At 67.4% G+C, this 26,374-nt stretch carries 23 protein-coding genes; 6 read left to right on the forward strand and 17 right to left on the reverse strand.

Annotated elements, in window-relative coordinates:
• The first annotated feature begins 36 nt into the window (after positions 1–36).
• The 5 genes from ACXI0U_RS25315 to ACXI0U_RS25335 all read left to right on the forward strand — a co-directional run bounded on the left by ACXI0U_RS25315 (position 37) and on the right by ACXI0U_RS25335 (position 5,371).
• Positions 37–1,131, forward strand: a complete 1,095-nt coding sequence (locus ACXI0U_RS25315; protein WP_410478740.1) for a polyamine ABC transporter substrate-binding protein — start codon at positions 37–39, stop codon at positions 1,129–1,131.
• Between the two features lie 74 nt (positions 1,132–1,205).
• Positions 1,206–2,297: a polyamine ABC transporter substrate-binding protein gene (locus tag ACXI0U_RS25320; protein WP_043244879.1), complete on the forward strand. Its 1,092-nt coding sequence runs from the start codon at positions 1,206–1,208 to the stop codon at positions 2,295–2,297.
• A 145-nt stretch (positions 2,298–2,442) separates the two neighbouring features.
• Complete coding sequence (potA, locus tag ACXI0U_RS25325; protein ID WP_184488326.1) at positions 2,443–3,585, forward strand: polyamine ABC transporter ATP-binding protein; 1,143 nt, start codon at positions 2,443–2,445, stop codon at positions 3,583–3,585.
• Between the two features lie 23 nt (positions 3,586–3,608).
• Positions 3,609–4,490, forward strand: a complete 882-nt coding sequence (locus ACXI0U_RS25330; protein ID WP_479551114.1) for an ABC transporter permease subunit — start codon at positions 3,609–3,611, stop codon at positions 4,488–4,490.
• A complete protein-coding gene (locus ACXI0U_RS25335; protein ID WP_021218253.1) occupies positions 4,487–5,371 on the forward strand; it encodes an ABC transporter permease subunit in 885 nt (294 codons plus the stop codon). Before ACXI0U_RS25330 ends, ACXI0U_RS25335 begins: the two co-directional genes overlap by 4 nt.
• 101 nt (positions 5,372–5,472) lie before the next feature.
• Here ACXI0U_RS25335 and ACXI0U_RS25340 read toward each other — a convergent pair whose 3' ends face one another.
• The 12 genes from ACXI0U_RS25340 to ACXI0U_RS25395 form a co-directional block, all read right to left on the reverse strand.
• Positions 5,473–7,122 (reverse strand): GMC family oxidoreductase, encoded by a 1,650-nt coding sequence (locus tag ACXI0U_RS25340; protein WP_479550990.1) that lies wholly within the window; start codon positions 7,120–7,122, stop codon positions 5,473–5,475.
• Between the two features lie 49 nt (positions 7,123–7,171).
• The gene (locus ACXI0U_RS25345; RefSeq protein WP_316924098.1) at positions 7,172–8,008 is read right to left on the reverse strand and encodes an ABC transporter ATP-binding protein; all 837 of its coding nucleotides are present in this window, start codon (positions 8,006–8,008) and stop codon (positions 7,172–7,174) included.
• Entirely contained in the window at positions 7,996–8,799 is an 804-nt protein-coding gene (locus ACXI0U_RS25350; RefSeq protein WP_021218256.1) for an ABC transporter permease, read from the reverse strand. The genes ACXI0U_RS25345 and ACXI0U_RS25350 overlap by 13 nt, the downstream gene beginning before the upstream one ends.
• An 11-nt stretch (positions 8,800–8,810) precedes the next feature.
• The gene (locus ACXI0U_RS25355; protein WP_479550991.1) at positions 8,811–9,794 is read right to left on the reverse strand and encodes an ABC transporter substrate-binding protein; all 984 of its coding nucleotides are present in this window, start codon (positions 9,792–9,794) and stop codon (positions 8,811–8,813) included.
• A 352-nt stretch (positions 9,795–10,146) separates the two neighbouring features.
• On the reverse strand, positions 10,147–11,529 hold the full coding sequence (locus ACXI0U_RS25360; RefSeq protein ID WP_479550992.1) for an aspartate aminotransferase family protein: 1,383 nt from the start codon (positions 11,527–11,529) through the stop codon (positions 10,147–10,149).
• Positions 11,530–11,545: 16 nt separating this feature from the next.
• Positions 11,546–12,979, reverse strand: a complete 1,434-nt coding sequence (locus ACXI0U_RS25365; protein WP_479550993.1) for an APC family permease — start codon at positions 12,977–12,979, stop codon at positions 11,546–11,548.
• Positions 12,980–13,102: 123 nt separating this feature from the next.
• The gene (locus ACXI0U_RS25370; RefSeq protein ID WP_479550994.1) at positions 13,103–14,155 is read right to left on the reverse strand and encodes an ABC transporter substrate-binding protein; all 1,053 of its coding nucleotides are present in this window, start codon (positions 14,153–14,155) and stop codon (positions 13,103–13,105) included.
• Between the two features lie 146 nt (positions 14,156–14,301).
• The gene (locus ACXI0U_RS25375) at positions 14,302–15,792 is read right to left on the reverse strand and encodes an aldehyde dehydrogenase (RefSeq protein WP_479550995.1); all 1,491 of its coding nucleotides are present in this window, start codon (positions 15,790–15,792) and stop codon (positions 14,302–14,304) included.
• A gap of 388 nt (positions 15,793–16,180) precedes the next feature.
• A complete protein-coding gene (argE, locus tag ACXI0U_RS25380; RefSeq protein WP_350447479.1) occupies positions 16,181–17,344 on the reverse strand; it encodes an acetylornithine deacetylase in 1,164 nt (387 codons plus the stop codon).
• Positions 17,337–18,014 carry a DUF1028 domain-containing protein gene (locus ACXI0U_RS25385; protein ID WP_265170243.1) on the reverse strand — a complete coding sequence of 226 codons (678 nt, stop codon included), beginning with the start codon at positions 18,012–18,014 and terminating at the stop codon, positions 17,337–17,339. Before ACXI0U_RS25385 ends, argE begins: the two co-directional genes overlap by 8 nt.
• 10 nt (positions 18,015–18,024) lie before the next feature.
• On the reverse strand, positions 18,025–18,453 hold the full coding sequence (locus ACXI0U_RS25390) for a RidA family protein (RefSeq protein WP_021218265.1): 429 nt from the start codon (positions 18,451–18,453) through the stop codon (positions 18,025–18,027).
• The gene (locus ACXI0U_RS25395) at positions 18,453–19,799 is read right to left on the reverse strand and encodes a flavin-containing monooxygenase (protein ID WP_431483539.1); all 1,347 of its coding nucleotides are present in this window, start codon (positions 19,797–19,799) and stop codon (positions 18,453–18,455) included. Before ACXI0U_RS25395 ends, ACXI0U_RS25390 begins: the two co-directional genes overlap by 1 nt.
• A gap of 375 nt (positions 19,800–20,174) precedes the next feature.
• On the opposite strand from ACXI0U_RS25395, the gene ACXI0U_RS25400 reads away from it, so the two are divergent.
• Positions 20,175–21,104 carry a LysR substrate-binding domain-containing protein gene (locus ACXI0U_RS25400; RefSeq protein WP_021218267.1) on the forward strand — a complete coding sequence of 310 codons (930 nt, stop codon included), beginning with the start codon at positions 20,175–20,177 and terminating at the stop codon, positions 21,102–21,104.
• Positions 21,105–21,175: 71 nt separating this feature from the next.
• Here ACXI0U_RS25400 and ACXI0U_RS25405 read toward each other — a convergent pair whose 3' ends face one another.
• The 5 genes from ACXI0U_RS25405 to ACXI0U_RS25425 are packed head-to-tail and all read right to left on the reverse strand — an operon-like array spanning position 21,176 to position 26,260.
• Positions 21,176–22,273 (reverse strand): DmpA family aminopeptidase, encoded by a 1,098-nt coding sequence (locus ACXI0U_RS25405; protein ID WP_021218268.1) that lies wholly within the window; start codon positions 22,271–22,273, stop codon positions 21,176–21,178.
• Complete coding sequence (locus tag ACXI0U_RS25410) at positions 22,266–23,129, reverse strand: ABC transporter permease (protein ID WP_043244902.1); 864 nt, start codon at positions 23,127–23,129, stop codon at positions 22,266–22,268. The genes ACXI0U_RS25405 and ACXI0U_RS25410 overlap by 8 nt, the downstream gene beginning before the upstream one ends.
• The gene (locus ACXI0U_RS25415) at positions 23,126–24,031 is read right to left on the reverse strand and encodes an ABC transporter permease (protein ID WP_479550996.1); all 906 of its coding nucleotides are present in this window, start codon (positions 24,029–24,031) and stop codon (positions 23,126–23,128) included. Before ACXI0U_RS25415 ends, ACXI0U_RS25410 begins: the two co-directional genes overlap by 4 nt.
• Complete coding sequence (locus ACXI0U_RS25420; RefSeq protein ID WP_431483148.1) at positions 24,028–25,158, reverse strand: ABC transporter ATP-binding protein; 1,131 nt, start codon at positions 25,156–25,158, stop codon at positions 24,028–24,030. Before ACXI0U_RS25420 ends, ACXI0U_RS25415 begins: the two co-directional genes overlap by 4 nt.
• 43 nt (positions 25,159–25,201) lie before the next feature.
• A complete protein-coding gene (locus ACXI0U_RS25425; protein WP_374979564.1) occupies positions 25,202–26,260 on the reverse strand; it encodes a polyamine ABC transporter substrate-binding protein in 1,059 nt (352 codons plus the stop codon).
• Positions 26,261–26,374 lie beyond the last annotated feature (114 nt).

The raw sequence follows: 26,374 nt of genomic DNA on the forward strand, positions 1-26,374 counted from the left end.
TCGCCGGAGGGTGAACCACCCCAAGAGGACCTCCTCATGCGCAATCGCCCCTGGCTGTACGGGTTGCTGGCCAGTTTCTTCGTCGTGTCCATGACACAGGCGCAGGAGCGTGTCGTGCACGTGTACAACTGGTCCGATTACATCGCACCGGACACCCTGGAGAACTTCCAGAAGGAAACCGGGATCAAGGTGGTCTACGACGTCTTCGACTCCAACGAAACCCTCGACGGCAAGCTCGCCACCGGGCAATCCGGCTACGACGTGGTGGTCCCCACCAACCACTTCCTGGCCAAGCAGATCAAGGCCGGCACCTACCAGAAGCTGGACAAGTCCAAGCTGCCGAACCTCTCCCACCTGGACCCTGCCGTGCTGAAGAACCTCGCGGGCGGCGATCCGGGCAACGAATACTCCGTGCCCTACATGTGGGGCACCAACGGCATCGGCCTCAACGCCACCAAGGTGCGCGCCATCCTCGGTGCCGATGCCAAGCTCGACTCCTGGTCGCTGCTGTTCGACCCCGAGGTGGTCAAGCAGCTCACCCCGTGCGGCGTCGCCCTGATCGATTCCGGCGATGAAGTCATGCCGCAGATGGTCAACTACCTCGGCGGCTCGCCCCACACCCACGAGCGCGCCGACTACGACAAGGCCACCGCCCAGCTGCTCAAGGTGCGCCCGTACATCACCTACTTCCACTCCTCCAAGTCCATCGGCGACCTGGCCAACGGCGACATCTGCATCGCCTTCGGCTACTCCGGCGACATGCTCCAGGCCGCCAGCCGCGCCGAAGAGGCCGGGCGCAAGGACGAGATCATCTACGTCATCCCCAAGGAAGGCACCGCCATGTGGGCGGACATGCTGGCCATCCCCCGGGACGCCAAGCACGTGGAAGAGGCGCATATCTTCATCAACTACCTGATGCGCCCGGATGTGATCGCCAAGATCAGCGACTACGTTTCCTATGCCAATGCCAACAAGGATGCGACCGCGCTGGTGGATGCCAGCGTGCGCGAGAACCCCGGCGTCTACCCCTCGCCGGAAGTGATGGCCAAGCTCTACGTGGCCCGGGAGCGCCCGCGCGATGTCCAGCGCTGGCTGACCCGTGACTGGACCCGGATAAAAAGTGGTCGTTGAAGCGACAACCCGATAAGACACTCCGCAGCGCGCCCCGGTGCGCCAGCGGCCCGGCATATCAAGAGGATTAAAGTGTGCGAGTTTCCTTCTGCAAAACCCTGATCACCGCCGCCGTGCTGACCCTGGCTTCACAGGCCCACGCCGAGCAGACGGTGCACATCTACAACTGGTCCGACTACATCGGCGAGACCACCCTGGCGGACTTCCAGAAAGAGACCGGCATCAAGCCCGTCTATGACGTCTTCGACTCCAACGAAACCCTCGAAGGCAAGCTCCTGGCCGGTCGCACCGGGTATGACGTGGTAGTCCCCTCCAACCACTTCCTCGGCAAGCAGATCAAGGCCGGCGCCTTCCAGAAACTGGACCGCAGCCAGCTGAAGAACTGGGACAACCTCGATCCCGTGCTGCTCAAGCGCCTGGAAGCCAATGACCCCGGCAACCAGTACGCCGTCCCCTACCTCTGGGGCACCAACGGCATCGGCTACAACGCCGAGAAGGTCAAGGCCGTGCTCGGCGTCGACAAGATCGACTCCTGGTCGGTGATCTTCGAACCCGAGAACATCAAGAAGCTCAGCCAGTGCGGCGTGGCCTTCCTCGACTCGGCCGACGAAATGATTCCGGCCATGCTCAATTACCTGGGCCTGAACCCCAACAGCAAGAACCCGGACGACTACAAGAAAGCCGAGGCCAAGCTGATGGAGGTTCGTCCCTACATCACCTATTTCCACTCCTCCAAGTACATCGGTGACCTGGCCAACGGCGACATCTGCGTCGCGGCGGGCTTCTCCGGCGATATCTTCCAGGCCGCCGCGCGCGCCGAGGAAGCCGGCAAGGGCGTGGAAATCGCCTACGCGATCCCCAAAGAGGGCGGCAACCTGTGGTTCGACATGGTCGCCGTGCCGGCCGATGCTGCCAACGCCAAGGAAGCCCACGCCTTCATCGATTATCTGCTGCGCCCCGAAGTCATCGCCAAGGTCAGCGACTACGTGGGCTACGCCAACCCGAACACCAAGTCGGGCGAATTCATGAATCAGGAAGTGCGTGACGACGCGTCCGTGTACCCGCCACAAGCGGTGCTGGACAAGCTGTATGTCTCGGAGGAACTGCCTCCGAAGGTGCAACGGCTGATGACCCGGAGCTGGACCAAGGTCAAGTCGGGCAAGTGATCGGGGGCGAGCCGCGCGGGCAGGGCTCGCGCAGCTTGCGCCAGAGCGGGCGACGAGCGGGTCTGGACGCGCGTCTCGCGCCTAACGAGCGATACTCAACGCAACCGGCCATAATGGTCGGCTAGCAAGAATTGGGAGTGTGGTAATGGCAATAGCCTCCGGTGCCTACAAGAAAGCCCTCGAGGGCAACCAGCAACCCAAAGAGGTGCTGGTCAAGATCGACCGGGTGACCAAGCAGTTCGACGAGACCCTTGCGGTGGACGACGTCTCGCTGACCATCAACAAGGGCGAGATCTTCGCCCTGCTGGGTGGTTCCGGCTCGGGCAAGTCAACCCTGCTGCGCATGCTGGCGGGTTTCGAACGTCCCACTGAAGGTCGCATCTTCCTCGACGGCGTCGATATCACCGACATGCCGCCCTACGAGCGGCCGATCAACATGATGTTCCAGTCCTATGCGCTCTTCCCGCATATGACTGTTGCGCAGAACATCGCCTTCGGACTCAAACAAGATCGCCTCTCCAGCAGCGAGATCGATGAGCGCGTCAGCGAGATGCTCAAGCTGGTGCAGATGACCCAGTACGCCAAGCGCAAGCCGCACCAGCTGTCTGGTGGCCAGCGTCAGCGCGTGGCCCTGGCCCGCTCGCTGGCCAAGCGTCCCAAGCTGCTGCTGCTCGACGAGCCCATGGGCGCCCTGGACAAGAAGCTGCGTTCGCAGATGCAGCTGGAGCTGGTGGAGATCATCGAGCGCGTCGGCGTGACCTGCGTCATGGTGACCCACGACCAGGAAGAGGCCATGACCATGGCCCAGCGCATCGCCATCATGCACCTGGGCTGCATCGAGCAGATCGGCAGCCCGGTGGACATCTACGAGACCCCCATCAGCCGCCTGGTGTGCGAGTTCATCGGCAACGTCAACCTGTTCGACGGCGAAGTGGTGGAGGACCTCGAGGCCCACGCCCTGATCGCCTGCCCCGAGCTGGAGCGCCCGATCTACGTCGGCCACGGCGTGACCACCTCGGTGCAGGACAAGCGCATCACCTACGCCCTGCGCCCCGAGAAGCTGCTGGTCACCACCGAGCAGCCCACCTGCGAGTACAACTGGTCGCGCGGAAAGATCCACGACATCGCCTACCTCGGCGGTCACTCGGTGTTCTACGTCAAGCTGCCCGGCGGCTCCATCGTCCAGTCCTTCGTCGCCAACGCCGAGCGTCGCGGCGCGCGTCCGACCTGGGACGATGAAGTCTTCGTATGGTGGGAGGACGACAGCGGGGTGGTGCTGCGCTCATGAAAATCTCCAGACTGAAGAAACGCCTGCCCACGGGCCGGCACGCGGTGATCGGGATCCCGTTCCTCTGGCTGTTCCTGTTCTTCCTGCTGCCCTTCGCCATCGTGCTGAAGATCAGCTTCGCGGAAGCGGACGTGGCGATCCCGCCCTACACCGAGATCTACACCTGGGCCGACAACCAGCTGCAGATCGTCCTCAACCTCGGCAACTACTTCATGCTGAGCGAGGACGAACTCTACCTGGCCGCCTACCTGGGCTCCCTGAAGATGGCCTTCTTCAGCACCCTGCTGTGCCTCCTGATCGGCTACCCGATGGCCTACGCCATCGCCCGTGCCGGCAAGGAAGCCCAGACCGTGCTGCTGCTGCTGATCATGATGCCGACCTGGACCGCCATCCTCATCCGCGTCTACGCCTGGATGGGCATCCTCAGCAACAACGGCCTGCTCAACAGCTTCCTGATGGGCATCGGCCTGATCAGCGAGCCGCTGCAGATCCTCAACACCAACACCGCGGTCTACATCGGCGTGGTCTATTCCTACCTGCCGTTCATGATCCTGCCGCTGTTCGCCAACCTGGTGAAGCACGACCAGAGCCTGCTAGAAGCCGCATCGGACCTCGGTTCGAGCAACTTCAACAGCTTCTGGAAGATCACCGTGCCGCTGTCCAAGAACGGCATCATCGCCGGCAGCATGCTGGTGTTCATCCCGGTGGTGGGCGAGTTCGTCATCCCCGAACTGCTCGGCGGCCCGGAGACCCTGATGATCGGCAAGGTGCTGTGGCAGGAGTTCTTCAACAACCGCGACTGGCCGGTGGCGTCCGCGCTGGCAGTGGTGATGCTGGCGATCCTCATCGTCCCGATCATCCTGTTCAACCGTAACCAAGCCAAGGAACTGGAGGGCAAGGTATGAAGCGCTTCAGTTTCTCCAACGTGATGCTCTGGGTCGGCCTGCTGTTCATCTACCTGCCGATGCTCATCCTGGTCATCTACTCGTTCAACGCCTCCAAGCTGGTAACGGTCTGGGGCGGCTGGTCGGTGAAGTGGTACGTCGGCCTGCTGGACAACTCCCAGCTGATGAACTCGGTGATGCGCTCCCTGGAGATCGCCTGCTACACCGCCATCGCGGCGGTGGCGCTGGGCACCCTGGCGGCCTTCGTCCTGACCCGCATCCCGCGCTTCCGTGGCCGCACGCTGTTCGGCGGCCTGGTCACCGCGCCGCTGGTCATGCCCGAGGTCATCACCGGTCTGTCGCTGCTGCTGCTGTTCGTGGCCATGGCGCAACTGATCGGCTGGCCCCAGGAGCGTGGCATCGTCACCATCTGGATCGCCCACACCACCTTCTGCTCGGCCTACGTGGCCATCGTGGTGTCGGCGCGCCTGCGTGAGCTGGACCTGTCCATCGAGGAGGCCGCCATGGACCTCGGGGCGCGTCCGTGGAAGGTGTTCATCCTGATCACCATCCCGATGATCGCGCCGTCGCTGGCGGCGGGCGGCATGATGTCCTTCGCCCTGTCCCTGGACGACCTGGTGCTGGCGAGCTTCGTTTCTGGCCCCGGTTCCACCACCCTGCCGATGGAAGTGTTCTCCGCCGTGCGCCTGGGGGTGAAACCGGAGATCAACGCCGTGGCCAGCCTGATCCTGCTGACCGTGTCGCTGTTCACCTTCTTCGCCTGGTACTTCAGCCGCCAGGCCGAAGAGCGCCGCAAGCGCGCCATCCAGGAGGCCATGGAATCCATGGCTGCCGAAGCCGCGTCCAGCAACAAGCGCGGTGGGGCCAGCCAACCGGCTTGAGCCTCGCGGTAACGGAAAAGGCCACCCTCGGGTGGCCTTTTCATTTCCGTTCGCAGCGCCAGCCGTAGCCCGGGCTTCAGCCCGGGAACCACCGGCACGGCCTAGACCGCCACCGCGACATCCTCCACGGCTTCCACCTCGGCCGCTCCACCCTGCAGGATCATCTGCGCGGCCTTCTCGCCGATCATGATGCACGGCGCATTGGTGTTGCCGCTGACCAGGGTCGGCATGATCGAGGCATCGGCCACGCGCAGGCCCCTCACGCCGCGCACCCGCAGCTGCGGGTCCACCACGCTCATGGCGTCCACGCCCATCTTGCAGGTGCCCACCGGGTGGAACACCGTGGCGGCGTGCTCACGGATGTACGCCAGCAACTGCTCGTCGCTCTGCACCTCGGCGCCGGGCAGCATCTCCTGGCCACGCAGGCCATCGAAGGCGGCACCGGCGAGGATGCGCCGCGCCAGGCGGATGCCCTCCACCAGCACCCGGGCGTCCTGGGGGTCGGCGAGGAAGTTGTAGTCGATCTCGATCTCCCCTCGCGCCTTCACCCGCAGCTCGCCGATGCTGCCGGGGCGCAGCACGCAGGTGTGCACCGCGTAGCCGTGGCCCCACTCGAACAGGCGGCCGCGGTGGCTGCGGTAGCCCGGCACGAAGTGGAACTGCACGTCCGGCAGCGCACCGGCCAGGGGCGTGCGGGCGAAGCCGCCGGCCTCCACGTAGTTGGTGGTCAGCCAGCCCTTCCGCTGCGCCAGGTACTTGAAGGGCGACAGCAGCACGCTGGGCAGCGAGCCCCAGGAGAAGCCCAGGGTCAGCGGGCTCGGCGAGCGCACGGTGACCAGGCCGTCGAGGTGGTCCTGCAGGTTCTTGCCGACGCCGGGCAGGTCGTGACGCACCTCGATGCCGGCGGCCTCCAGCTCCGCCCTGGGGCCGATGCCGGAAGCCAGGAGCACCTGCGGCGAGCCGATGGCGCCGGCGGCGAGTATCACCTCGCGCCCGCACTCCAGGCGTTGCTCCACGCCGTCACGTTCGATCAGCACGCCCTTGGCGGCGCCGTCTTCCAGCAGCAGCGACAGCACCTTGCAGCCGGTCAGCACCTGCAGGTTCGGCCGCTCGCGCACCGGCGCGACGAAGGCGCGGTAGCTGGACAGCCGCTGTGCGTCCTTCTGCGTCAGGTTGTAGAGGCCGACGCCTTCCAGCTGGCCGCCGTTGAAGTCGTCGTTGCGTTTCAGGCCGATGGCTTCCGCCGCCTTGATGAACAGCGACGACAGCGGGTTGGGATCGCGGGCGCGGTCCACCAGCAGCTCGCCCCGGGTGCCGTGGTAGGCCAGGTCCTGGCCCAGGCGGTTGCCCTCGGATTTCCTGAACAGCGGCAGCACTTCGCGCCAGCTCCAGCCGTCGCAACCGAGTTCGGCCCAGCGGTCGTAGTCGGAGGCGTCGCCACGGATGTAGATCATCGAGTTCATCGAACTGGAGCCGCCCAGTGCCTTGCCCCGTGGGCAGTGCAGCTGGCGGCCGTTGAGGCGTGGCTGGGGCGCGGAGAAGAAGTTCCAGCTGAAGCGCCGGCTCTTGTACAGGGTGATGGTGCCGGCCGGCGTCTGCACGCGCGGGCTGGCGTCGCTGCCGCCGGCCTCGATCAGGCAGACGCGCACGCCGGGATCGGCGCTGAGGCGGTTGGCCAGGACGCAGCCGGCCGATCCGGCGCCGACCACCAGGTAGTCGTAACGCTGGGGGGATGGAGTCGAAGCGGGCATGGGGCCCTCCTTGCGATGGTGCCGGGGCGGGCGCGCCGCCCCAGGGCGGTCAGTGCATCTCTTCAAGGTCGTCGTGGAGCAGGCCGAGGATCTCGCGCTTCATCTCGATGAAGGCGCGGTCCATCACCATGTCCAGCTCGCGCGGGCGGGGGATGGGCACGTCGAGCTCGCGCTTGATGTGGCCGGGGCGGGCGCCCATGACGTAGATGCGGTCGCCCAGCAGGATGGCTTCGTCTATGTCGTGGGTGACGAACACCACGGTCTTCTTGCTGTGCTCCCACACCCGCAGCAACAGCTTCTGCATCTGCATGCGGGTCTGGCTGTCGAGGGCGCCGAAGGGCTCGTCCATCAGCAGGATCTGCGGGTCGTTGGCCAGTGCGCGGGCGATGGCCACGCGCTGCATCATGCCGCCGGAAAGCTGCTTGGGGTAATGCCCGGCGAAGGGCGCCAGGCCCACTTCGGCCAGGTAGAAGTCGACGATCTCCTGGCGTTCGCCCTTGGGCATGCCCTTGCGCTTGAGGCCGAACTCGATGTTCTCGCGCACGTTGAGCCAGGGGAACAGGGTGTAGCCCTGGAACACCATGCCGCGATCGGCGCCGGGCCCGTCGACCCGCTTGCCGCCGACGTAGATCTCCCCCGAGGTGGGTTCGGCCAGGCCGGCGGTGAGGTACAGCAGGCTCGACTTGCCGCAGCCGGAGGGGCCCACGAGCACGGCGAACTGCTGGTCCGGCACGCTCAGGGAGACGTTCTCCAGCGCGGCGAAGGTCTTGCCGCCCGGGCTCTGGTAGCGCAGGCAGACGTTCTCCACCCGCAGGCGTTCAGTGGGGGTTGCGGCCGCAGCGGGGGCGGCCAGGGTCTGATCGTGCATGGCTGCTACTGCGCCCATGAGGCCACCTTCAGTCGGAGGAGTCGGAACAGTTGATCGGTCACCAGCCCGAGCAGGCCGATGATGGCGATGGCGAGGAAGATCACGTCCACCTGGAAGCCACGCATGGCCTTCAGGCTGATGTAGCCCAGGCCGCTGCTGGCGGCCACCAGCTCGGCCACCACCAGGTAGGTCCAGGCCCAGCCCATGGTCACCCGCAGGGTGTCCAGCACGCCGGGCAGGGAGGCCGGGCCGAGCACATGGAGCACCACGTCGCGGCGGCTCGAACCCAGGGTGTAGGAGGCGTTGATCAGGTCCCGCGAGACGCCCTTGGAAACGTCCGCGATCATCACCAGCTGCTGGAAGAACACGCCGAAGATGATCACCGTCACCCGCTGCTCCAGGCCGATGCCGATCCACAGGATGAACAGCGGCACGAAGGAGGTCACCGGCAGGTAGCGGACGAAGTTCACCAGCGGTTCGAGGAAGGCCTGGACGATGCGGAAGCTGCCCATCAGCAGCCCCAGCGGCACCGCCACCAGGGACGACACCGCGAAGCCGATGAGCACCACCTCGACACTCGCCAGCACGTGCTTGCCGAGGGTGCCGTCGCCGGCCAGGCGCGCGGCCGCCTCCAGCACCGCGCCCGGGGTGGGCAGGAACATCGCCGGCACCACGCCGCCGTAGGAAAGCCCGGCCCAGAGGCCGAGCACCAGCAGCCAGCCGAGGCTGCCCGCACCGAGTATCAGCTTCGCCGGCAGCTCGACCTTGGGGGTCAGGCAGCGGTTCAGCCAGGAGTGTCGAGAAGGCATGGTCGGCTCCCTTACTGGCTGACGAAGCGGGTGTCGACGAGGTCGTCGTAGCTGACCTCGTAGCGCTTGCCCTGCAGGGCACTCCAGGTCTCGTTGGCCAGGCGGATCACGCCCTTGATGTCACCGGGCTTGCCGGGCACGCCAAGCAGCTTCTCGCTCATGGCCTGATCGTAGAAGCGAACGCCCTTGGCGGCGTTGGCCAGCTCCACCGGGTCGGCCAGGTAGCCGCCGACGCCCTTGGCCATGATCTCGTGGGCCTTCTCGGGGTTGTCCTGGGTGAACTGCACGGCCTTGTACAGGCCCTTGATCAGCGCCTTCACGTCCTCGGGCTGCTTGTCGATCACATCGCAGGACAGCGCCACCACGTCGACGATCACGCCGGGGGTCGTGCTGCTGTCCACCAGCACCTTGCCTTCGCCCTTCTGGCGCACCAGCGACAGGTGCGGCTCCCAGGTCACGGCGGCGGGCACGCGACCGGCGATGAAGGCGGTGGCGGCGTCGTCGGCCGTCATGTTCTGGATATCCAGGTCGGCCATGGTCATGCCGTTGTGCTTGAGCAGGTAGGACAGCCAGAACTGCGAGACCGAGCCCTCGTTCACCGCCACCGACTGGCCCTTGAGGTCCTTCAGGCTGGTGACCTCCTTGCCCACCAGCACGCCGTCGCCGCCGTAGCTTTCGTCCAGCGCGGCGACCGCCTTGAAGCAGAAATCCTTGGAGCGGTACTTGAGCACCTCGTCGATGGTGGAGGCCGAGCCGGACAGCTTCCCGGAGGCCTGGGCGGCCATGTACATCGAGGCTTCCTCGATGGTGGTCAGCTCCAGGTCCAGGCCTAGCTCCTTGAAGTAGCCCAGGTCGCGGGCCAGGTACAGCGTGCCGTAGCCGACCCAGGTGGTATGGCCGATGGACAGGGTGCCCGCCTGGGCGCCGGCGGCGCCGACCGCCAACGCGGTGCAGGTGAGGGGAAGGGTGAAGCGACGTAGCAAGGACTTGATCATGGAACACTCCCGCATTAGTTGTTGGAATTGCTGGGCAGTACGGGCCATTGGCCGAATTCGTTCCGCGCCCCGGGCCTGCGTGGGCTCGGGGTCCTGTTCTGCTGCGGCCCCTTCCATGGGCCCTGTGTCGTTGGGTGCGTCTGATGCGGCGTATCGCCGTGGAGCGGGACCGGGTCATCGCGGCGCCGGCCCCTTTTGGCCGCCACCTGCGTGGGTTCCCAGTCGTAGGGTGGGCTTCAGCCCACCGCCACCTCCTGCACCGGGGCCTGGAGATGCCCCCGGTTCATCTGCTGCATCGCTGGTGGGCTGAAGCGGAGCGCCGCCCGGCCCACCCTAAGGTGCTACCTGGAGGTCAGCTGCGGCCGATCTCCTGGGCCGTGCGCTCCACCGCGCGGCGGGTCTTGTCGATCAGCTCGTCGATGTCCGCGCGGGTCGCCACCAGGGCGGGCGCCATGATCATCCGGCCCAGGGTGGAGCGGATGATCACGCCTTCCTCGAAGCCCAGGGTGCGGCAGCGCCAGGCGATGTCGTTCTCGTTGTCGAAGCGCTTGCGCGTGGCCTTGTCCTCGACGAACTGCAGGGCCGCCACCAGGCCGGTGCCCTGGATCTCGCCGATCAGCGGGTGCTTGCCGAACACCTCGCGCAGGCATTGCTGCAGGTAGGGGCCGGTGTCGTTCTTCACCTGGGTGACCACGCCCTCGTCGCGCAGCGCCTTGAGGTTGGCGATGGCCACGGCGGCGGCCACCGGGTGCCCGGAGTAGGTCAGGCCGTGGGCGAACACGCCGCCCTGTTCCACCAGCACCTCGGCGATGCGCTTGCCCAGCACCAGGCCACCCATGGGGATGTAGCCGGAGGTCAGGCCCTTGGCGATGGACAGGGTGTCGGGCTGGAAGCCGAAGTGCTGGTGGGCGAACCATTCGCCGGTGCGGCCGAAGCCACCGATCACCTCGTCTGCGCACAGCAGCACGTCGTACTGGCGGCAGATGCGCTGGATCTCCGGCCAGTAGCTTTCCGGCGGGAAGATCATCCCGCCCGCGCCCTGGAAGGGCTCGGCGATGAAGCCGGCGACATTGTCGGCACCCAGTTCGAGGATCTTCTCCTCCAGCTGGCGGGCGCAGCGCAGGCCGAACTCGGCCGGGGTCAGGTCGCCGCCCTGGGCGAACCAGTAGGGCTCGTCGATGTGGGCGACATCGGGGATCAGCCCGCCCATCTCGTGCATGAACTTCATGCCGCCCAGGGCGGTGGCCGCCAGTGTCGAGCCGTGGTAGCCGTTCCAGCGGCCGATCATCACCTTCTTCTGCGGCTTGCCGAGGATCTGCCAGTAGCGGCGCACGGTGCGGATCAGCACCTCGTTGGCCTCGGAACCGGAGTTGGTGTAGATGGCGTGGCTGTAGTGGGCCGGCAACAGGCTGAAGAGCAGCTCGGAGAGCTCCACCACTGCCGGGTGGGTGGTGTGGAAGAACATGTTGTAGTACGGCAGCTGCTCCAGCTGGGCGCTGGCGGCGGCGGCCAGGTCCTTGCGGCCGTAGCCCAGGTTGGTGCACCACAGGCCGGACATGCCGTCGAGGTAGCGCTTGCCGTCGTTGTCCCACAGGTGCAGGCCTTCGCCACGCACCATCACGCGCGGGCCTTCGGCGTTCAGCGCCTTCTGGTCGAGGAAGGCGTGGATGTGGTGCGCGGCATCGGCTGCCTGGTAGTCCTCGGTGCTGCGCGGCGGGGTGATGGGAGCGGTCATGGTCTTCTCCTGCTCGTCAAAGAGGTTCGGGGGAAAGGGCGGCGCGGATGATTGGCGCCGGCTCGGAAGGGGTCAGTGGCTCGGGCACGAACAGCGGCTTGCGCATCACCCGCTTGATCCAGGCGATGGCGATCACCGAGATCAGGCCGAGCACCACGCCGGCGGTGCCGAAGATCTTCGCGGTCATCTCCGGGGCCGGGGAGACGTGGTAGATGGCAAAGAGCATGCCGACGATGCCGAGCACCTGGGGCCAGGGGTAGAAGGGCGAACGGAACGGCCGGGCCATGTGCGGGTAGCGGCGGCGCAGGGCGATCACGTCGATGTGCACGATGATGTAGGCCAGCAGCCAGGCCAGTGCCGCGGCCAGCAGCAACAGGCTGATGGAGTCCGGGTCCTGGCCCAGCAGGAGGATCGGCAGGCCGGTGATGCCGGCGATGAACAGCACCGCCACCCAGGGCGTGCGGGTGCGTTGGCTGAGGCGCTTGAACTGCGGGAAGGCCTGGCCGTTCTGGGCCATGCCGTAGAGCATGCGCGGCAGGGCGGCGAGGGAGGAGTTCACCGTGCTGCAGGTGGCGGTCACCGCAGCGGCCACCAGGAACAGCTTGCCGGCCTCGCCGAACACGGTTGTGGCGAAGAGGAAGTGTGGCAGCGGGTCGGCGGCCAGTTGCTCGCGGGGGATGCACAGCAGCGCGCCCAGGCAGTAGAGGATGATGATGCCGAAGATCAGGGTCAGGCCGATGATCATCGAGCGCGGGATGTTGCGCTCCGGGCGGCGGGTTTCCTCCACCAGCGGGCAGACGAACTCGGCGCCGACGAAGCCCCAGATGGCCATGGCCGCCAGGGTCAGCGCGCCGGCTTCCAGCGGGTTCCAGCCCTGGTCCAGGGGCGTGGCCAGGGTGGCCAGGTCGCTGCTGATGGCGCCCAGGCCGAGGGCCAGCAGGGTCACCACCATCACCAGGGCCAGGGCGCTCTGCAGGCGGGCGAAGACGTCGATGCCCAGCAGGTTGAAGACGGTGAACAGGGCGAGCACGCCATAGGCCACCAGCATGGGCGGGAGCGCGCCGGGGTAGACCTTGCCGATGATCAGGTCGAGGAGCAGCAGCTCCGCCGAGAGGGCGAACATGGCCACCACCATGTAGCCGGAGAAGGTGGCGAGGATGGCCGGGAAGTGGCCGATGGCGACCTCGGTGTAGCTGCTCAGGCTGCCGGCGCGGGGGATCATCAGTGACAGTTCGGAGAACGACAGGGCATAGGTCAGCGCCAGCAGGTAGGCGATGCCCAGGGGAATGATGAAGCCCAGCCCGGCCAGGCCGGCCCCTTGCAGCATCAGCACCATCACGCCCTGGGACACCACCAGGCCGACGGCCACCGCCACCAGCGGGCCCAGCCCGAGAACGCGGCGCAGGCCGCTGGTTTGCCCCGTGGCAGGGATGGAAACACTCGCACTCATGACGCTCTCCCGATTTTCTTGTTATCCGCCGGCGGCTCAGGGGCCGCCGGCTGGTGTGACGGGGTGCACCCGTCGTTCAGCCCCGCCCGCGCACGGCTTCCCCGGCGCGGACGGAACCATGGCTCAGCGCGCCGCCCAGGCGTTGAAGCGTTCCTCCAGCTCCTCGCCGTGGTTGACCCAGAATTCCGCATCCACCAACTGGGCTTCGGCCAGGTTCGCCGGCGCGGTGGGCAGTTGCGCCTGGGTGGCGGCGGGCAGCTGCGCCAGGGCGTCCTTGTGCACCGGGCCGTAGGGGATCTGGCTGGAGAAGCTCTTCTGCGGCTCGGCCTGGCTGGCGAAGGCGATGAAGCGTTCGGCCAGGGCCTTGTTCGGGCTGCCACGGACGATGGCCCAGTGGTCCGGGTCGTAGAGGTTGCCGTTCCACACGATGGCGAGCTTGGAGCCCTCCTTCTGCGCGGCGGCGATGCGGCCGTTGTAGGCGGCGGACATCACCACGTCGCCGGCCGCCAGCCACTGCGGCGGCTGGGCACCGGCCTCCCACCACTGGATGTTCGGCTTGATCTGGTCGAGCTTGGCGAAGGCGCGGCTGACGCCCTCCGGGGTCGCCAGCACGGTGTAGAGGTCCTCGCGCCTCACCCCGTCGGCCAGCAGCGCGGCTTCCAGGGTGTACTTGGCGCCCTTGCGCAGGCCGCGCTTGCCGGGGAAGCGCTGCACGTCCCAGAAATCGGCCCAGGAGGTGGGCGCCGCCGCCAGCTTGCCGGCGTCGTAGGCCAGCACCATGGACCACACGTAGCTGGCCACGCCGCACTCGCTGAGGGTGCCGGGGATGAAGTGCGCGGCATCGCCGAGCAGGGCCGGGTCGATGGGCTCGAACAGGCCCTCCTCGCAACCGCGCAGCAGTTCGGGGCTTTCCACTTCCACCAGGTCCCAGCTGACCTGGCCGATGTCGACCATGGCCTTCACCTTGGACAGCTCGCCGTTGTATTCGCCAGCCACCACCTTGGCCGCGCCGCTCTGTTCGAAGGGGCGGAAATAGGCGGCATCCTGGGCGGCCTTGGTGGCGCCGCCGAAGGAGATCACGGTGAGCGTCCCGGGCTGGGCCTGGGCCGCGCCGACCGTGGTCAGCAGGGCGAGGCCGAGGGTGGCGGGCAGGGTGGTACGCAAGGATCTGGACATGAGAACTCCCTCACTACTTTTCAGTTGTGTTCAGTTGTCGAGGCAGTTGTGGCCTGGTGGCCGGGTATCCGCGCGTGCACGGGCGCGGATGGTTTTCTTGTCATGGCGGCCGCGCGGCGAGGCGCGGCCGGGTCGTCATCGCGACCTCAGCGCAGCTGGAACCAGGTGGTCTTCAGCTGGCTGTACTTGTCGAAGGAATGCAGCGAGAGGTCGCGGCCGAAGCCGGATTGCCTGCCGCCGCCGAAGGGTACGGTGACGTCCAGCGCGTCCACGGTGTTCACCGATACGGTGCCTGCCTTGAGCGCGCGGGCGACACGGTGGGCGCGGTGCAGGTCGTCGCTCCACAGCGAGGCGGCCAGGCCGTAGACGCTGTCGTTGGCGAGGCGGATGGCTTCCTCCTCGCTGTCGAAGGCGCTGATGGCCAGCACCGGGCCGAAGACTTCCTCGCGGGCCAGGGTCATGTCGCCGCGCACGTCGGCGAACAGGGTGGGCTCGACGAAATTGCTCGAGCCGTTGAAGGTCAGGCGCCGGCCACCGGCCAGCAGGCGTGCGCCCTCGCCCTGGGCGCCTTCGATGAAGCCCATGACGCGGCCGGTCTGCGCGGCGTCGACGATGGCGCCGGCGCGGCTGGCGGGGTCCAGCGGGTCGCCGGGCATCCAGTCACGGGCCTTGGCCAGCAGGCGTTCGATGAATTCGTCCTGGATGGAGCGCTGCACGTAGAGGCGCGAGTTGGCGGAGCACACCTCGCCCTGGTTGAAGAAGATGCCGAAGGCGGCCTTCTCGGCGGCGAGGTCGAGGTCGCGGCAATCCTCGAACACCAGGTTCGGGCTCTTGCCGCCGCACTCCAGCCACACCTGCTTGAGGTTGGACTGGGCCGAATAGCCCATGAAGTACTTGCCCACCTGGGTGGAGCCGGTGAACACCAGGCAGTCCACGTCCGGGTGCAGGCCGAGGGCCTTGCCGGCGCTTTCGCCCAGGCCCGGCACCACGTTGAGCACGCCCTCGGGGATGCCGGCCTCCAGGGCCAGCTCGCCCAGGCGCAGGGCGGAGAAGGGCGACTGCTCGGCGGGCTTGAGCACCACGCTGTTGCCGGCGGCCAGGGCCGGGGCCAGCTTCCAGGCGGCCATGTCGAGGGGGAAGTTCCAGGGCACCACGGCGGCGACCACGCCCAGCGCTTCGCGGGTGATGGTGGCCAGGCTGCCGGGGGCGGTGGGGGCCACCTGGTCGTAGAGCTTGTCCAGGGCCTCGCCGTACCAGGCGAAGACGTTGGCGGCGCCGGGCACGTCGATGGTGTAGGCGTCCATCACCGGCTTGCCCATGTCGAGGGAGTCCAGCAGGGCCAGCTCCTCGCGGTGGGCCATCATCAGCTCGGCGAGGCGCAGCAGCACCTTCTTGCGCTCCACCGGCGCCATGCGTGCCCAGGGGCCCTGGTCGAAGGCGCGGCGCGCGCTGCGCACGGCCAGGTCCACCTCGGCCTCGCCGCAGGCGGCGACGCGGGCCAGCAGCTGGTTGGTCGCGGGGTTGATGGAGTCGAAGGTGGCACCGGATGCGGCCGAGACCTGATGGCCGCCGATCAGTGCCTTGTCGATGAATGCCTGCCGGGCAGCTCGCTGCTGCCAGTAATCGAGATCGAACACGCTGCACTCCCACTCGACCGTCTTCGCGGTCTGGTTGTTATTCGTGACTGGGCTTGATGGTGCGACAGAGTTCGGCTTAGGAAAATTATTAAAAATATGCTCGGTGGATAAGAAAAAGCTCAGTAGCGGAACCACGCGCGCAGCACCCTCCCGCCCTTGGCTCCAGCCTGGGGCGGCGGGCCTGCAGGGTGCGCCATCGGGGTGCAGAAACACCGGAAAAAAGGGGGCCTGGAGGGGCGTTGGCGGCTGCTCCAACGTTATTCGCCCGGCGCATCATCACGCGGTGCGCATGGGCTTTCGTAGGGTGGGTAGAGCGGAGCGAAACCCACGCGGTGGAGGTGGACAACTCACTCGCCCGCCGCCCGGCCCACCCTACGGTCGCTGGCGGTCAGCCCGGGTTCTCCAGGTAGTCGGCCAGGCGCAGAAGCATGGCGTCGCAGGCGTGGAGCTGTTCGAGGCTGATGAATTCGTCGGGCTTGTGCCCCTGGTCCATGCTGCCGGGCCCGCAGACCACGGTGGGGATGCCGGCCTGGTCGAACAGCCCGCCCTCGGTGCCGAAGGCGACGGTGCCGAACGCGCTGGAGCCGGCGATCCGCGCCAGCAGCCGCGCGGCGTCGCTGTCGGGGGAGGTGGCGAGGCCGGGATAGGCGCTCAGGGGCTGCAGCTGGATGCCGGTGTCGGCCTGCACGGCCTGCATCTGCGGCAGCAGCTCGCCTTCGGCGTAGCGTTGCAACTCGTCCGCCACCTGCTGGGCATCGAAGCCGGGCAGGGCGCGCACCTCGAAGTCGAACTCGCATTCCGCCGGGACGATGTTCAGCGCCCGGCCGCCCTTGATCACCCCGGTCTGCACCGTGGAGAAGGGTGGGTCGAAGCGCGGGTCATGGTGCTCGACATGGGCCAGCCGTGTGCCGATATCGCCCAGCTTGCCGATCAGCCGCGCGGCGTATTCGATGGCGTTGACCCCATAGGGCGCATAGGCGGAATGGCAGGCCGCGCCACGCACCTGGCAGCGCATGGCCAGCTTGCCCTTGTGGCCGAGCACCGGTTTGAGCTCGGTGGGCTCGCCGATCAGGCACAGCAGCGGCTTGTGCGGGCGCTTTTCCAGCTCCGCGAGCATGGGCCGCACGCCGAGGCAGCCGATCTCCTCGTCATAGGAGAAGGCCAGGTGCACCGGCAGCTTCAACGGGCGTTCGAGGAAGCGCGGCACCGCCGCCAGCACCGAGGCGATGAAGCCCTTCATGTCGGCGGTGCCGCGCCCGTACAGGCGGCCGTCGCGCTCGCTGAGGCGGAACGGCTCCACCGTCCAGGCCTGGCCATCCACCGGCACCACGTCGGTGTGGCCGGACAGCACCACGCCGCCCCGGTCGCGGGGACCGAGGGTGGCGAAGAGGTTGGCCTTGGTGCCTTCGGGGTTGTGGAACAGCTCGCTCTCCACCCCGTGCGCGGCCAGGTAGTCGCGGATGAAGGCGATCAGCTCCAGGTTGGAGTCCCGGCTGACGGTGGCGAAGCCGATCAGCCGCTCCAGCAGGTCGCGGCTGTTCGTCTCATTCATCGCCGGGCACCCCGTAGCTGGGCGCTGCGGTGGGGTCCAGGGCGCGGGTCACGTAGTCCTGCATCTGCGGGCGGTAGGCCTGCCAGAGGCCGTCGAGCTGGCCGATGGGGTCTTCGTCGGCCCAGTCCACGCGCAGGTCGACGATGGGCCAGGTGAGGTCGTCCACCACCTTGAGCGCCGCCGAGTGCACCGGCCCGGCTTCGCCACCGGCGGCCATCGCCGCGTGCATGGCCGCCAGCAGGCGCTCGGCGAGCAGGCCCGGGGTTTGCTCGAAGGCGTGGACCATGGCGTCGATCACCTCGGTGCCGGAGAGCAGGTTGCCGGCCGCCACGCACTGTTCGCCGGCCACGGCGTTGTGCAGGCCGAGGGCCTCCTTGCCGCTGAACAGGGCGGTGCGCCCGGTGCCGTCGATCACCGTCACCTGGCGGTACTGGCTCCAGCCGTTGCTCCCGAGCGCCTTGCTCAGGGCCGCCTGCGGCTCCAGGTGCTGGTGCTCCAGCAGGTCGAGGATCTGCGGGCCCAGGGCCGGCAGGGTGATGTTCTGGGTGGCCACGGCGCCGACGCCGGCGCGCACCCAGGGGCAGCGCGCGCCGACGGCGATGCTGGAGGAGCTGATGGCGATGCCCAGCTGCCCGGTTTCCGCGCAGCGGCCAACGATGGAGAAGGTCATGGTTCGCTCCTCAGCCCTTTGGCTGCCAGTCGTCCGGGATCACCGCGATCACATCGATCTCCATCAGCCACTGGGGCTGGCCCAGGGCCGAGACCACCAGGCCGGTGGAGATGGGGAACACGCCCTTCAGCCATTTGCCCACTTCCTGGTACACCGGCTCGCGGTAGCGCGGGTCGATCAGGTAGGTGGTGGTCTTGACGATGTGCGAGAGGTCGCTGCCGGCTTCCTCCAGCAGCTGCTTGAGGTTCTTCATGGCCTGCTCGGTCTGGGCGCGCGGGTCGCCCAGGCCCACCAGGTTGCCCTCGAAGTCGGTGCCGACCTGGCCGCGCACGTACACGGTATTGCCGGCACGCACGGCCTGGCAGAGGTCGTTGTCCAGGGTCTGGTTGGGGTAGGTGTCCTTGGTGTTGAACATGCGGATGCGGGTGTGGGTGGGCATCAGCTGACTCCCATGATGCTGGCTTTAGAGGGTTGCGGCTCGCGGTAGCCGTCCTGGCTGCTGCCGTTGAGGCCGGCGTCTGCCTGGCGCTGCGAGGCGTCGCGGTATTCGAGGTACTTGCGTTGCGTGGCGATGTGGCCGGCGATGTGCTTGGCGTCGTGCCACACGCCCCAGATGAAGGTGGAGCCCCGGCGCGACAGCCAGGGCAGGCCGAGGAAGTACACGCCCGGCTCGCTGGAGACGCCGCGCTGGTGCTTGGGCTTGCCCTTGTCGTCGAAGGCGTTCACCTGCAGCCAGCTGAAGTCCACGGCGTAGCCGGTGGCCCAGATGATCGAGGTGATGCCGGCCTCGGCCAGGTCCAGTTCGAGGATCGGCCGGGTGATGCATTCCGGGTCCGGCAGCGTGCGCCGCGCCTCCGGTTCTTCCGGCAGGTCGAGGCCGTTGCGGGCGATGTAGGCGTCGGCGGCGTCCAGCAGCGACAGGTAGTTCTCGTCGCCCCGGGCGATGTTCTCCGCCAGGTCCGCCTGGAAGCGCACCTTGCCGCCCGCGAACGACTGGGTCAGGCCGACCAGGGTGATGCCTTGTTGGGCCAGGGCGCGGAAGTCCACGGTGTGGCCGCCGCGGGCACCGCTGACGGCGATGGTGACGTGCTCGCGACCCGGCTGCGCGGCTTCCGCGTCCCACAGGCCGAGCACCCCCAGCCACCAGCAGAAGTCACGGTTGCGGTAGGAACGTGGCGGACGGTCGTGGGCGCCCACCGAGAGGTAGACCTGGCGCCCGGCGCGCTGCAGCTCGTCGGCGATCTGCACGCCGGAGGAGCCGGCGCCCACCACCAGCACGGCGCCGGCGGGCAGCTGCTGCGGGTTGTAGTAGGCGGCCGAGTGGAGCTGGTGGATGCTGCCTTCCGCCGGTGCGATGGCGGGGATCACCGGGCGCTGGAAGGGGCCGGTGGCGGAGACCACGCGGTTGGCCTGAATCACGCCGATGGAGGTCTCGACGGTGAAACCGGGGCGGTCGGGGTTGCGCACCACCTTCTTCACCTCGACGCCGGTGCGGATCGGCGCGTTGATCTGCTGGGCATAGGCGACGAAGTAGTCCGCCACCTGCTCCTTGCCGGGGAAGTCGTCCGGGCCGACGTCGAATTCGCGCCCCGGAAAGCGGTCGTGCCAGGCCGGGCCGTTGGCCACCAGGGAATCCCAGCGGCCCGTGCGCCAGGCTTCGGCGATGCGCTTGCGCTCCAGCACCAGGTGCGGCACGCCGAGCTTGCCCAGGTGTTCGCTCATGGCCACGCCGGCCTGGCCCGCGCCAACCACGAGCGTATCGATTTCTATGGTTTCAACTGTCATGTCTCTGTCCTTCTGCAGGCGATTCGCGGTGGTCGGGTCGGTGCTGCGTGCACGCTGTTCAGTGCCGGAAGCGGGTTCGACGGTGACGCGGGCCGGGGGCGGGAGGAACGACGGGGCGCGGGTGGGGGGCATGCTGCACGTCCTCGTCGACCGTCTGCGCGGTCCAGGCTTTGTGAGTCGAGTGCAGTGGATGGTGCGATAGAGCGGTGCCGAGGAAAATTATTAAAAATATGCTCGCTGGATAAGAAAAAGCTCGGCAGGGCAGACCCTTCCGCAGCGGCGCCTGGGGTATGTTTCACCGAGGGATTGCTCCCACCCATAAGAACCAGCCGCACGGCCATGACCGAGGCGGCGAGCGACATGCCGAGGTGCCCCGTGGCGAACTACACCCTGCGACAACTCAAGTACTTCGTGACGACGGTGGAGTGCGGCAGCGTGGCCGAGGCCTCGCGCAAGCTGTACATCGCGCAGCCGTCCATCTCCACCGCCATCAAGGGGCTGGAGGAAAGCTTCGGCGTGCAGCTGTTCATCCGTCACCACGCCCAGGGCGTGTCGCTGACCCCCAGCGGCTCGCGCTTCTACCGCAAGGCCCAGGACCTGCTGCGCATGGCCTGGGAGTTCGAGCAGAACGCCCTGGCGGTGAACGACGTGGTGGCCGGGCAGATCGACATCGGCTGCTTCGAGACGGTGGCGCCGCTGTACCTGCCGGGGCTGATCGCGGGCTTCCGCGAGCGCTACCCGGGGGTGGAGATCCGCATCGGCGACGGCGAGCAGCAGGAGTTGGTGCAGGGGCTCACCGCCGGGCGCTTCGACCTGGCGATCCTCTACCAGCACGAACTCGACGCCACCATCGAGACCGACCCGCTGATGCCGCCGCAGCGGCCCTATGCGCTGCTGCCGGAGAACCACCGCTTCGCCCGCCAGGCCGAGGTTTCCCTGCGTGACCTGGTGCTGGAGCCGATGATCCTGCTGGACGTGCAGCCCAGCCGGACCTACTTCGTCAGCCTCTTCGAGGAGCTCGGCCTGACCCCGAATATCGGCTTCAGCTCGCCCTCCATCGAGATGGTGCGCGGCATGGTCGGCCAGGGTTTCGGCTTCTCGGTGCTGGTCACCCGGCCCCATTCCGAATGCACCTACGACGGCAAGAAGGTGGTGATGGTGGACATCGCCGAAGCCGTGACCGGCTCCGGCCTGGTGGCCGCCTGGCTCAAGCGCGCCCAGCTGACCAAGCCGGCGCAGATGTTCGTCGACTACTGCAAGGAACACCTGCCCGGCGGCAGCGCGCCGGTGCCCTCCCCGGATTGACGGCCGGGCGCACTCCGCATTGATGGGTTTCGTACCTCTACCCATCCTACGAAGAGCGCCGGTGCCTGGGGCTAGGCCTCAACCCGCCCCGCATCTTCCAGCAACGCCTTCAACCGCTCGCCATCCAGCGCCGGGCAGATGCCTTGCGGCTTCTGCATCACGGCATCCTCGGCGGCGAGCATGGCGTTGAGGATGGCCTCGTCCGTGCTTTCCACCGCCGCCAGGTAGAGGGCGTCGATGTGCTCGTCGTTGAGGCATTCCAGGCTGAAGCGCCCACCGGGGGTGAGCTGGGGCAGGGCGCGCGGGTTGGCGACGCTGAAGGCGAGGAAGATGTCCCCTGAGTTGTTGCCCCCCGGGGTACCGCCCAGGCCGACGCCGAGGCCGGCGCGCTGGGCCAGGCGGCGCAGCTGGTGGGGCAGCAGCGGGGCGTCGGTGGCGAGCACGACGATGATCGAGCCGCGCTCGCGGTCCAGCCCCTGGGGCTGCTCGCCCAGGGCCTTGCCCACCGGCACGCCGAGCACCTTGAGCCAGTCGCGCTGGCCGTGGTTGGCCTGCACCAGGGCGCCCAGGGTGTAGGCCTGGCCGTCGATCTCCAGCACCCGCGAGGCGGTGCCGGTGCCGCCCTTGAAGCCGTAGCAGATCATGCCGTTGCCGCCGCCGACGTTGCCCTCGGCGATGGCGCCGTCGCGGGCGTCGGCCAGGGCGGCCAGGGCATCGGCCTCGGTGACGTGCTGGCCGTTGATGTCGTTGATCACCCCGTCGTAGGTCTCGGCCACCACCGGCATCGCCCACAGGTGGTTGGCCTCCCAGGCGCCAGCGTAGTGGTCGATGGTCCAGCGTGCGGCGGCATGGTGGACGATACCGACGCTGTGGGAATTGGTGATGCACAGCGGGCCGACGAAGTAGCCGCCGTGCTCGATCCAGTGGGTGCCGGTCATCTCGCCGTTGCCGTTGAGGGCGTGGAAGCCGGCCCACACGGGTTGCGGCTCGGGCTCCAGGCCACGGGGGAGGATGGCGGTGACCCCGGTCTTGATGGGTTTGCCGTTGGCGGCGACGCCGTCGAGGGTGCGATAGCCGACGCGCACGCCGGGTACGTCGGTGATGGCGTTGTTGGGGCCGGGCCGGCCGGGGACGGCCAGCCCGAGTTCACGGGCGCGTGGTTTAGCCATGGGCATTCTCGGCAGGGGAAGTGGCGGGCTTGCGGTTGCGCAGGTAGAGCCCGAGGGAAGCGATGACCAGCGAGGCGATCAGCAGCAGGGTGGCGATGGCGTTGATCTCGGGCTTGATGCCGCGGCGGATCATTCCGTAGATGAAGACCGGCAAGGTGGTGGAGTCGACCCCGGAGATGAAGTAGGTGATCACCAGGTCGTCCATCGAGATGATGAAGGCCAGCAGCGCACCGCCGAGCACGCCGGGGAGGATCTGCGGCAGGGTGATGCGGCGGAAGGTGGTCCAGGGCGAGGCGCCGAGGTCGGCCGAGGCTTCTTCCAGGCGCGTGTCCATCCCCGCCAGGCGGGCGCTGACGATGAGGAACACGTAGCTGATGAGGAAGGTGCAGTGGCCGATGATGATCGACGTCTTGCCCAGGGGGATGCCGCTGTTGACGAAGAAGATCAGCAGGGCGATGCCGAGGACGATGTCCGGCATCAGCATCGGCAGGAACAGCAGCACCCGGTAGAAGCCCTGTAGGCGGAAGCGGTAGCGCGCCAGGGCGAGGGCGGTGAGGGTGCCGATCAGGGTGGAGATCACCGTGGTGCTCAGGGCCACCGTGAGGCTGGTGCGCAGGGCGGCCACCAGCTGGTCGGTGGATTCCACGTAGAGCGCGTTCTCGTTCAGCGAGCTGGAGAAGCCGAACAGGGTGCGGTACCAGTCCAGGCTGGCGCCGCTCCAGATCATCATGTTCACCGGGTTGGCGTTGAACGAGTAGGCGACGATCAGCGCGATGGGCAGGTACAGGAAGGCGAAGAAGGCCAGGCTGTAGCCGCCGAGCAGGCCGCGCCCCAGGCGGGCGATGAGGGCATTCATACCAGACCCTCCCTGCCCTGGGCGCGTGACTGCCAGCGCACGTAGAGCAGCAGGAACACCAGCATCGCGGCCATGATCAGCATCGCCAGGGCGGCGCCGAAGGGCCAGTTGCGCGCGGCGAGGAACTGCTGCTCCACCAGGTTGCCGATCATCACCACCCGCGCGCCGCCCAGCAGCGAGGGCACGATGAAGTTACCCAGGCTGGGGATGAAGACGATGATCGAGCCGGCGGCGATGCCCGGCAGGGTCAGCGGGAAGACGATGCGCCAGAAGCTCTGCCAGCGGCTGGCGCCGAGGTCGGCGGAGGCTTCCAGGAGCTTGCGGTCGAGCTTCTCCACGCTGGCGTAGATGGGCATGAACATGAAGGGGATGAAGATGTAGGTCATGCCGATCAGCACGGCGGTTTCGCTGTAGATCAGGTTCAGCGGCTGGTCGGCCAGGCCCAGGGCCTGCAGCGCCAGGTTGAGGAAGCCGGTGGGCCGCAGGATCAGCACCCAGGCGTAGAGCCGCACGATCAGGCTGGTGAAGAACGGCAGGGTGATGAGGAAGAGGAAGAAGTTGCGCCGCCGTTCCGGCTGCCGCGCCACCCAGAAGGCCGCCGGGTAGCAGACCGCGAGGGTCAGCACGACGGTCATCGCCGCCAGCTTGAACGAGCGCAGCAGGATCTCCAGGTAGACGATGTCGAACTCTTCGTTGCTGCCGTCGGCCCAGCCGAGGATGCGGCCGAAGTTGTCCGGGTAGAAGGACCATTCCACGCCGCCGTACAGGCCCGGCTCCAGCAGGCTGTAGAGCGCCATGATGGCCATGGGCACGAGGAAGAAACCGACGATCACCAGGGTCGCCGGGCTGAGCAGGCCGACCAGGCGCAGGCGCGTGCGGGCCGCGAGGGAAAACGAAGTCATGGGCGGTTCTCCTGGGCCAGCAGCAGGTGCGGGGCGTCGGTGGCGTACCACAGCTGCACCCGGGCACCGGCTTCGAGCGTGCCCATCAGCTCCCGCGAGGGTGCGCGCAGCACCGCCTTCACCGGGCTGCCGTGCTGGGTGCGCACGCTGAGTTCGAAGTCCTTGCCGATGAACACCTGTTGCAGCACGCGGCCTTCGAGGCAGGCGTGGCGTGCCGGGTCGCCCGGACAGGTGAGGTGGAACTGCTCGGGGCGCAGCATGGCCTGGAGCTTCTGTCCCGGTGCCAGGTCGGCGCGGCGCAGGCGCAGGGTGTCGCCCTGGGCGGTGAGGAATTCCACGGCGTCGCCGTGGTGGCGGGTGACGCTGCCGTCGAACAGGTTGCTCTCGCCGATGAAACCGGCGACGAAGGCGTTGGCCGGGCGGTCGTAGATGTCTTCCGGGCTGCCCAGTTGCTGCACGTGGCCGCCGTTGAGCACGACGATGCGGTCGGACATGGTCAGCGCTTCTTCCTGGTCGTGGGTGACGAAGACGAAGGCGATGCCCAGCTCGCTCTGCAGGTTCTTCAGCTCGCGCTGCATGCTCTGGCGCAACTGGCGGTCGAGGGCCGAGAGCGGCTCGTCGAGCAGCAGCAGGGCCGGCTTGTTGACGATGGCGCGGGCCAGGGCGATGCGCTGCTGCTGGCCACCGGAGAGCTGGCCGGGCTTGCGCTTCTCCAGCCCGGCCATGCCCACCAGCTCCAGGGCGTCGGCCACCTGGCGGTTGCGCTGGGCCTTGGCGACGCCACGGATGTCCAGCGCGTAGCCGACGTTGTCGCCGACGCTGAGGTGGGGGAACAGGGCGTAGTTCTGGAACACCGTGTGCACCGGGCGCAGGTGCGGGGGCACCTCGTTCATCAGCTGGCCCTGGATGCGCAGCTCGCCACCGTCGAGGGCCTCGAAGCCGCTGATCACCCGCAGCAGGGTGGTCTTGCCGCAGCCGGAGGGGCCCAGCAGGGTGACGAATTCATTGCCGCCGACGCACAGGTCGACGCCATCGAGGGCGCGCACGGCGTGGCCCTCCGGGGCACGGTAATGCTTCACCGCAGCGGTGATCTGGACCACCGGTGCACTGTTGACGATGCAGGTCATGGAGAACTCCGGCGGGTGCTGGCGCACCCGCTCTCTTGCTGGCTCAGTTGGCGGTGCGCACGCGGGTCCAGGCGCGGTCGAATTTCTTCAGGTCCTTGCCCAGGTCATTGAAGATCTGCAGCTTGGCCATGACGTCGGCCGGCGGGTTGACCTGCGGGTTGTCGCGCAGCTCGGCCGGCAGCAGTTTCAGGGCTTCGCGGTTGGGCGTGCCGTTCATCTGCTGCTGGGTGTTGAGGGCGGCGATCTCGGGGGTGAGGAAGAACTCCATGAAGCGCTTGGCGTTGGCCTTGTTCGGCGCGCTCTTGAGTACGCACATGTCTTCCTGGTACATCGTCGCGCCTTCCTTGGGGATGACGTAGGCGAGGTTTTTCGGGTCCTGCTTCACGTACATCATGGCGCCGACGAAGTAGTGTGCGGCGGCCACGTCGCCCGACTGCACCATGGGCACGCTGTCGTAGGTGAAGGCCGAGACCAGCGGCTTGCGCTCCAGCAGCCATTGCTCGGAGACCTTGAGGTCGGCGGCGTCCGTGGTGTTCACCGACTTGCCGTTGACGATCAGGCCGACGCCGAGGGTTTCGCGCATGTCGTCGAGCATGATGACCTTCTTGCCGGACTCGGCCAGGGCGAAGAAATCCGCCCAGGATTCGATCGGCCGATCCACCTTGGTCTTGTTGTAGAAGATGCCGACGGTGCCCCAGGCGTAGGGCAGGCACTGCTCGCCCTTGGGGTCGGACTTGGCGCGGAGGAAGGCCGGGTCGATGTTGGCGAAGGCCGGGCTGGCGCCGATGTCGGTCTTCTCCAGCAGGCCCAGGGCGGACATGGTGTCGTGCATGTGCACCGAGGGGAATACGATGTCGTAGCCGGTGGCACCGGCCTGCAGCTTGGCGAGCATCTCCTCGTTGCTGCCGTAGGTGTCCAGTGAGACCTTGACGCCGGTTTCGGCGGTGAAGCGCTTGAGGACTTCGGGGTTGATGTAGTCACCCCAGTTGTACAGGTGCAGTTCTTCGGCGGCTTGGCTGCTGCCGGCGGCCAGCAGCAGGGAGCCTGCGAGCAGGCGTGACGCGAGGCGTCGCAGGGGGTGGCGCGAGGTTGGAGCGGGCATGTTCCTGTTCTCCGTTCTGGGCCCTGCGCGGTTTGGCTCGGGCCTGGCTGGGGCAGCTCTTGCATGGCCTTGCGGCCGAAGTGAAAGCGGAAGAATCGGTGTTTTTATTTTTTG

Source organism: Pseudomonas sp. C9D1, assembly GCF_056491235.1.

What these genes read in the sequence shown, in the direction of transcription:
- ACXI0U_RS25355 (WP_479550991.1), bottom strand. Translation starts at nt 9,794, where the DNA reads ATGATCAAGTCCTTGCTACGTCGCTTCACCCTTCCCCTCACCTGCACC.
- ACXI0U_RS25385 (WP_265170243.1), bottom strand. Translation starts at nt 18,014, where the DNA reads ATGACCTTCTCCATCGTTGGCCGCTGCGCGGAAACCGGGCAGCTGGGC.
- ACXI0U_RS25365 (WP_479550993.1), bottom strand. Translation starts at nt 12,979, where the DNA reads ATGAGTGCGAGTGTTTCCATCCCTGCCACGGGGCAAACCAGCGGCCTG.
- ACXI0U_RS25410 (WP_043244902.1), bottom strand. Translation starts at nt 23,129, where the DNA reads ATGAATGCCCTCATCGCCCGCCTGGGGCGCGGCCTGCTCGGCGGCTAC.
- potA (WP_184488326.1), top strand. Translation starts at nt 2,443, where the DNA reads ATGGCAATAGCCTCCGGTGCCTACAAGAAAGCCCTCGAGGGCAACCAG.
- ACXI0U_RS25420 (WP_431483148.1), bottom strand. Translation starts at nt 25,158, where the DNA reads ATGACCTGCATCGTCAACAGTGCACCGGTGGTCCAGATCACCGCTGCG.
- ACXI0U_RS25340 (WP_479550990.1), bottom strand. Translation starts at nt 7,122, where the DNA reads ATGCCCGCTTCGACTCCATCCCCCCAGCGTTACGACTACCTGGTGGTC.
- ACXI0U_RS25405 (WP_021218268.1), bottom strand. Translation starts at nt 22,273, where the DNA reads ATGGCTAAACCACGCGCCCGTGAACTCGGGCTGGCCGTCCCCGGCCGG.
- ACXI0U_RS25315 (WP_410478740.1), top strand. Translation starts at nt 37, where the DNA reads ATGCGCAATCGCCCCTGGCTGTACGGGTTGCTGGCCAGTTTCTTCGTC.
- ACXI0U_RS25335 (WP_021218253.1), top strand. Translation starts at nt 4,487, where the DNA reads ATGAAGCGCTTCAGTTTCTCCAACGTGATGCTCTGGGTCGGCCTGCTG.
- ACXI0U_RS25415 (WP_479550996.1), bottom strand. Translation starts at nt 24,031, where the DNA reads ATGACTTCGTTTTCCCTCGCGGCCCGCACGCGCCTGCGCCTGGTCGGC.
- ACXI0U_RS25390 (WP_021218265.1), bottom strand. Translation starts at nt 18,453, where the DNA reads ATGCCCACCCACACCCGCATCCGCATGTTCAACACCAAGGACACCTAC.
- ACXI0U_RS25425 (WP_374979564.1), bottom strand. Translation starts at nt 26,260, where the DNA reads ATGCCCGCTCCAACCTCGCGCCACCCCCTGCGACGCCTCGCGTCACGC.
- argE (WP_350447479.1), bottom strand. Translation starts at nt 17,344, where the DNA reads ATGAATGAGACGAACAGCCGCGACCTGCTGGAGCGGCTGATCGGCTTC.
- ACXI0U_RS25395 (WP_431483539.1), bottom strand. Translation starts at nt 19,799, where the DNA reads ATGACAGTTGAAACCATAGAAATCGATACGCTCGTGGTTGGCGCGGGC.
- ACXI0U_RS25370 (WP_479550994.1), bottom strand. Translation starts at nt 14,155, where the DNA reads ATGTCCAGATCCTTGCGTACCACCCTGCCCGCCACCCTCGGCCTCGCC.
- ACXI0U_RS25350 (WP_021218256.1), bottom strand. Translation starts at nt 8,799, where the DNA reads ATGCCTTCTCGACACTCCTGGCTGAACCGCTGCCTGACCCCCAAGGTC.
- ACXI0U_RS25360 (WP_479550992.1), bottom strand. Translation starts at nt 11,529, where the DNA reads ATGACCGCTCCCATCACCCCGCCGCGCAGCACCGAGGACTACCAGGCA.
- ACXI0U_RS25345 (WP_316924098.1), bottom strand. Translation starts at nt 8,008, where the DNA reads ATGGGCGCAGTAGCAGCCATGCACGATCAGACCCTGGCCGCCCCCGCT.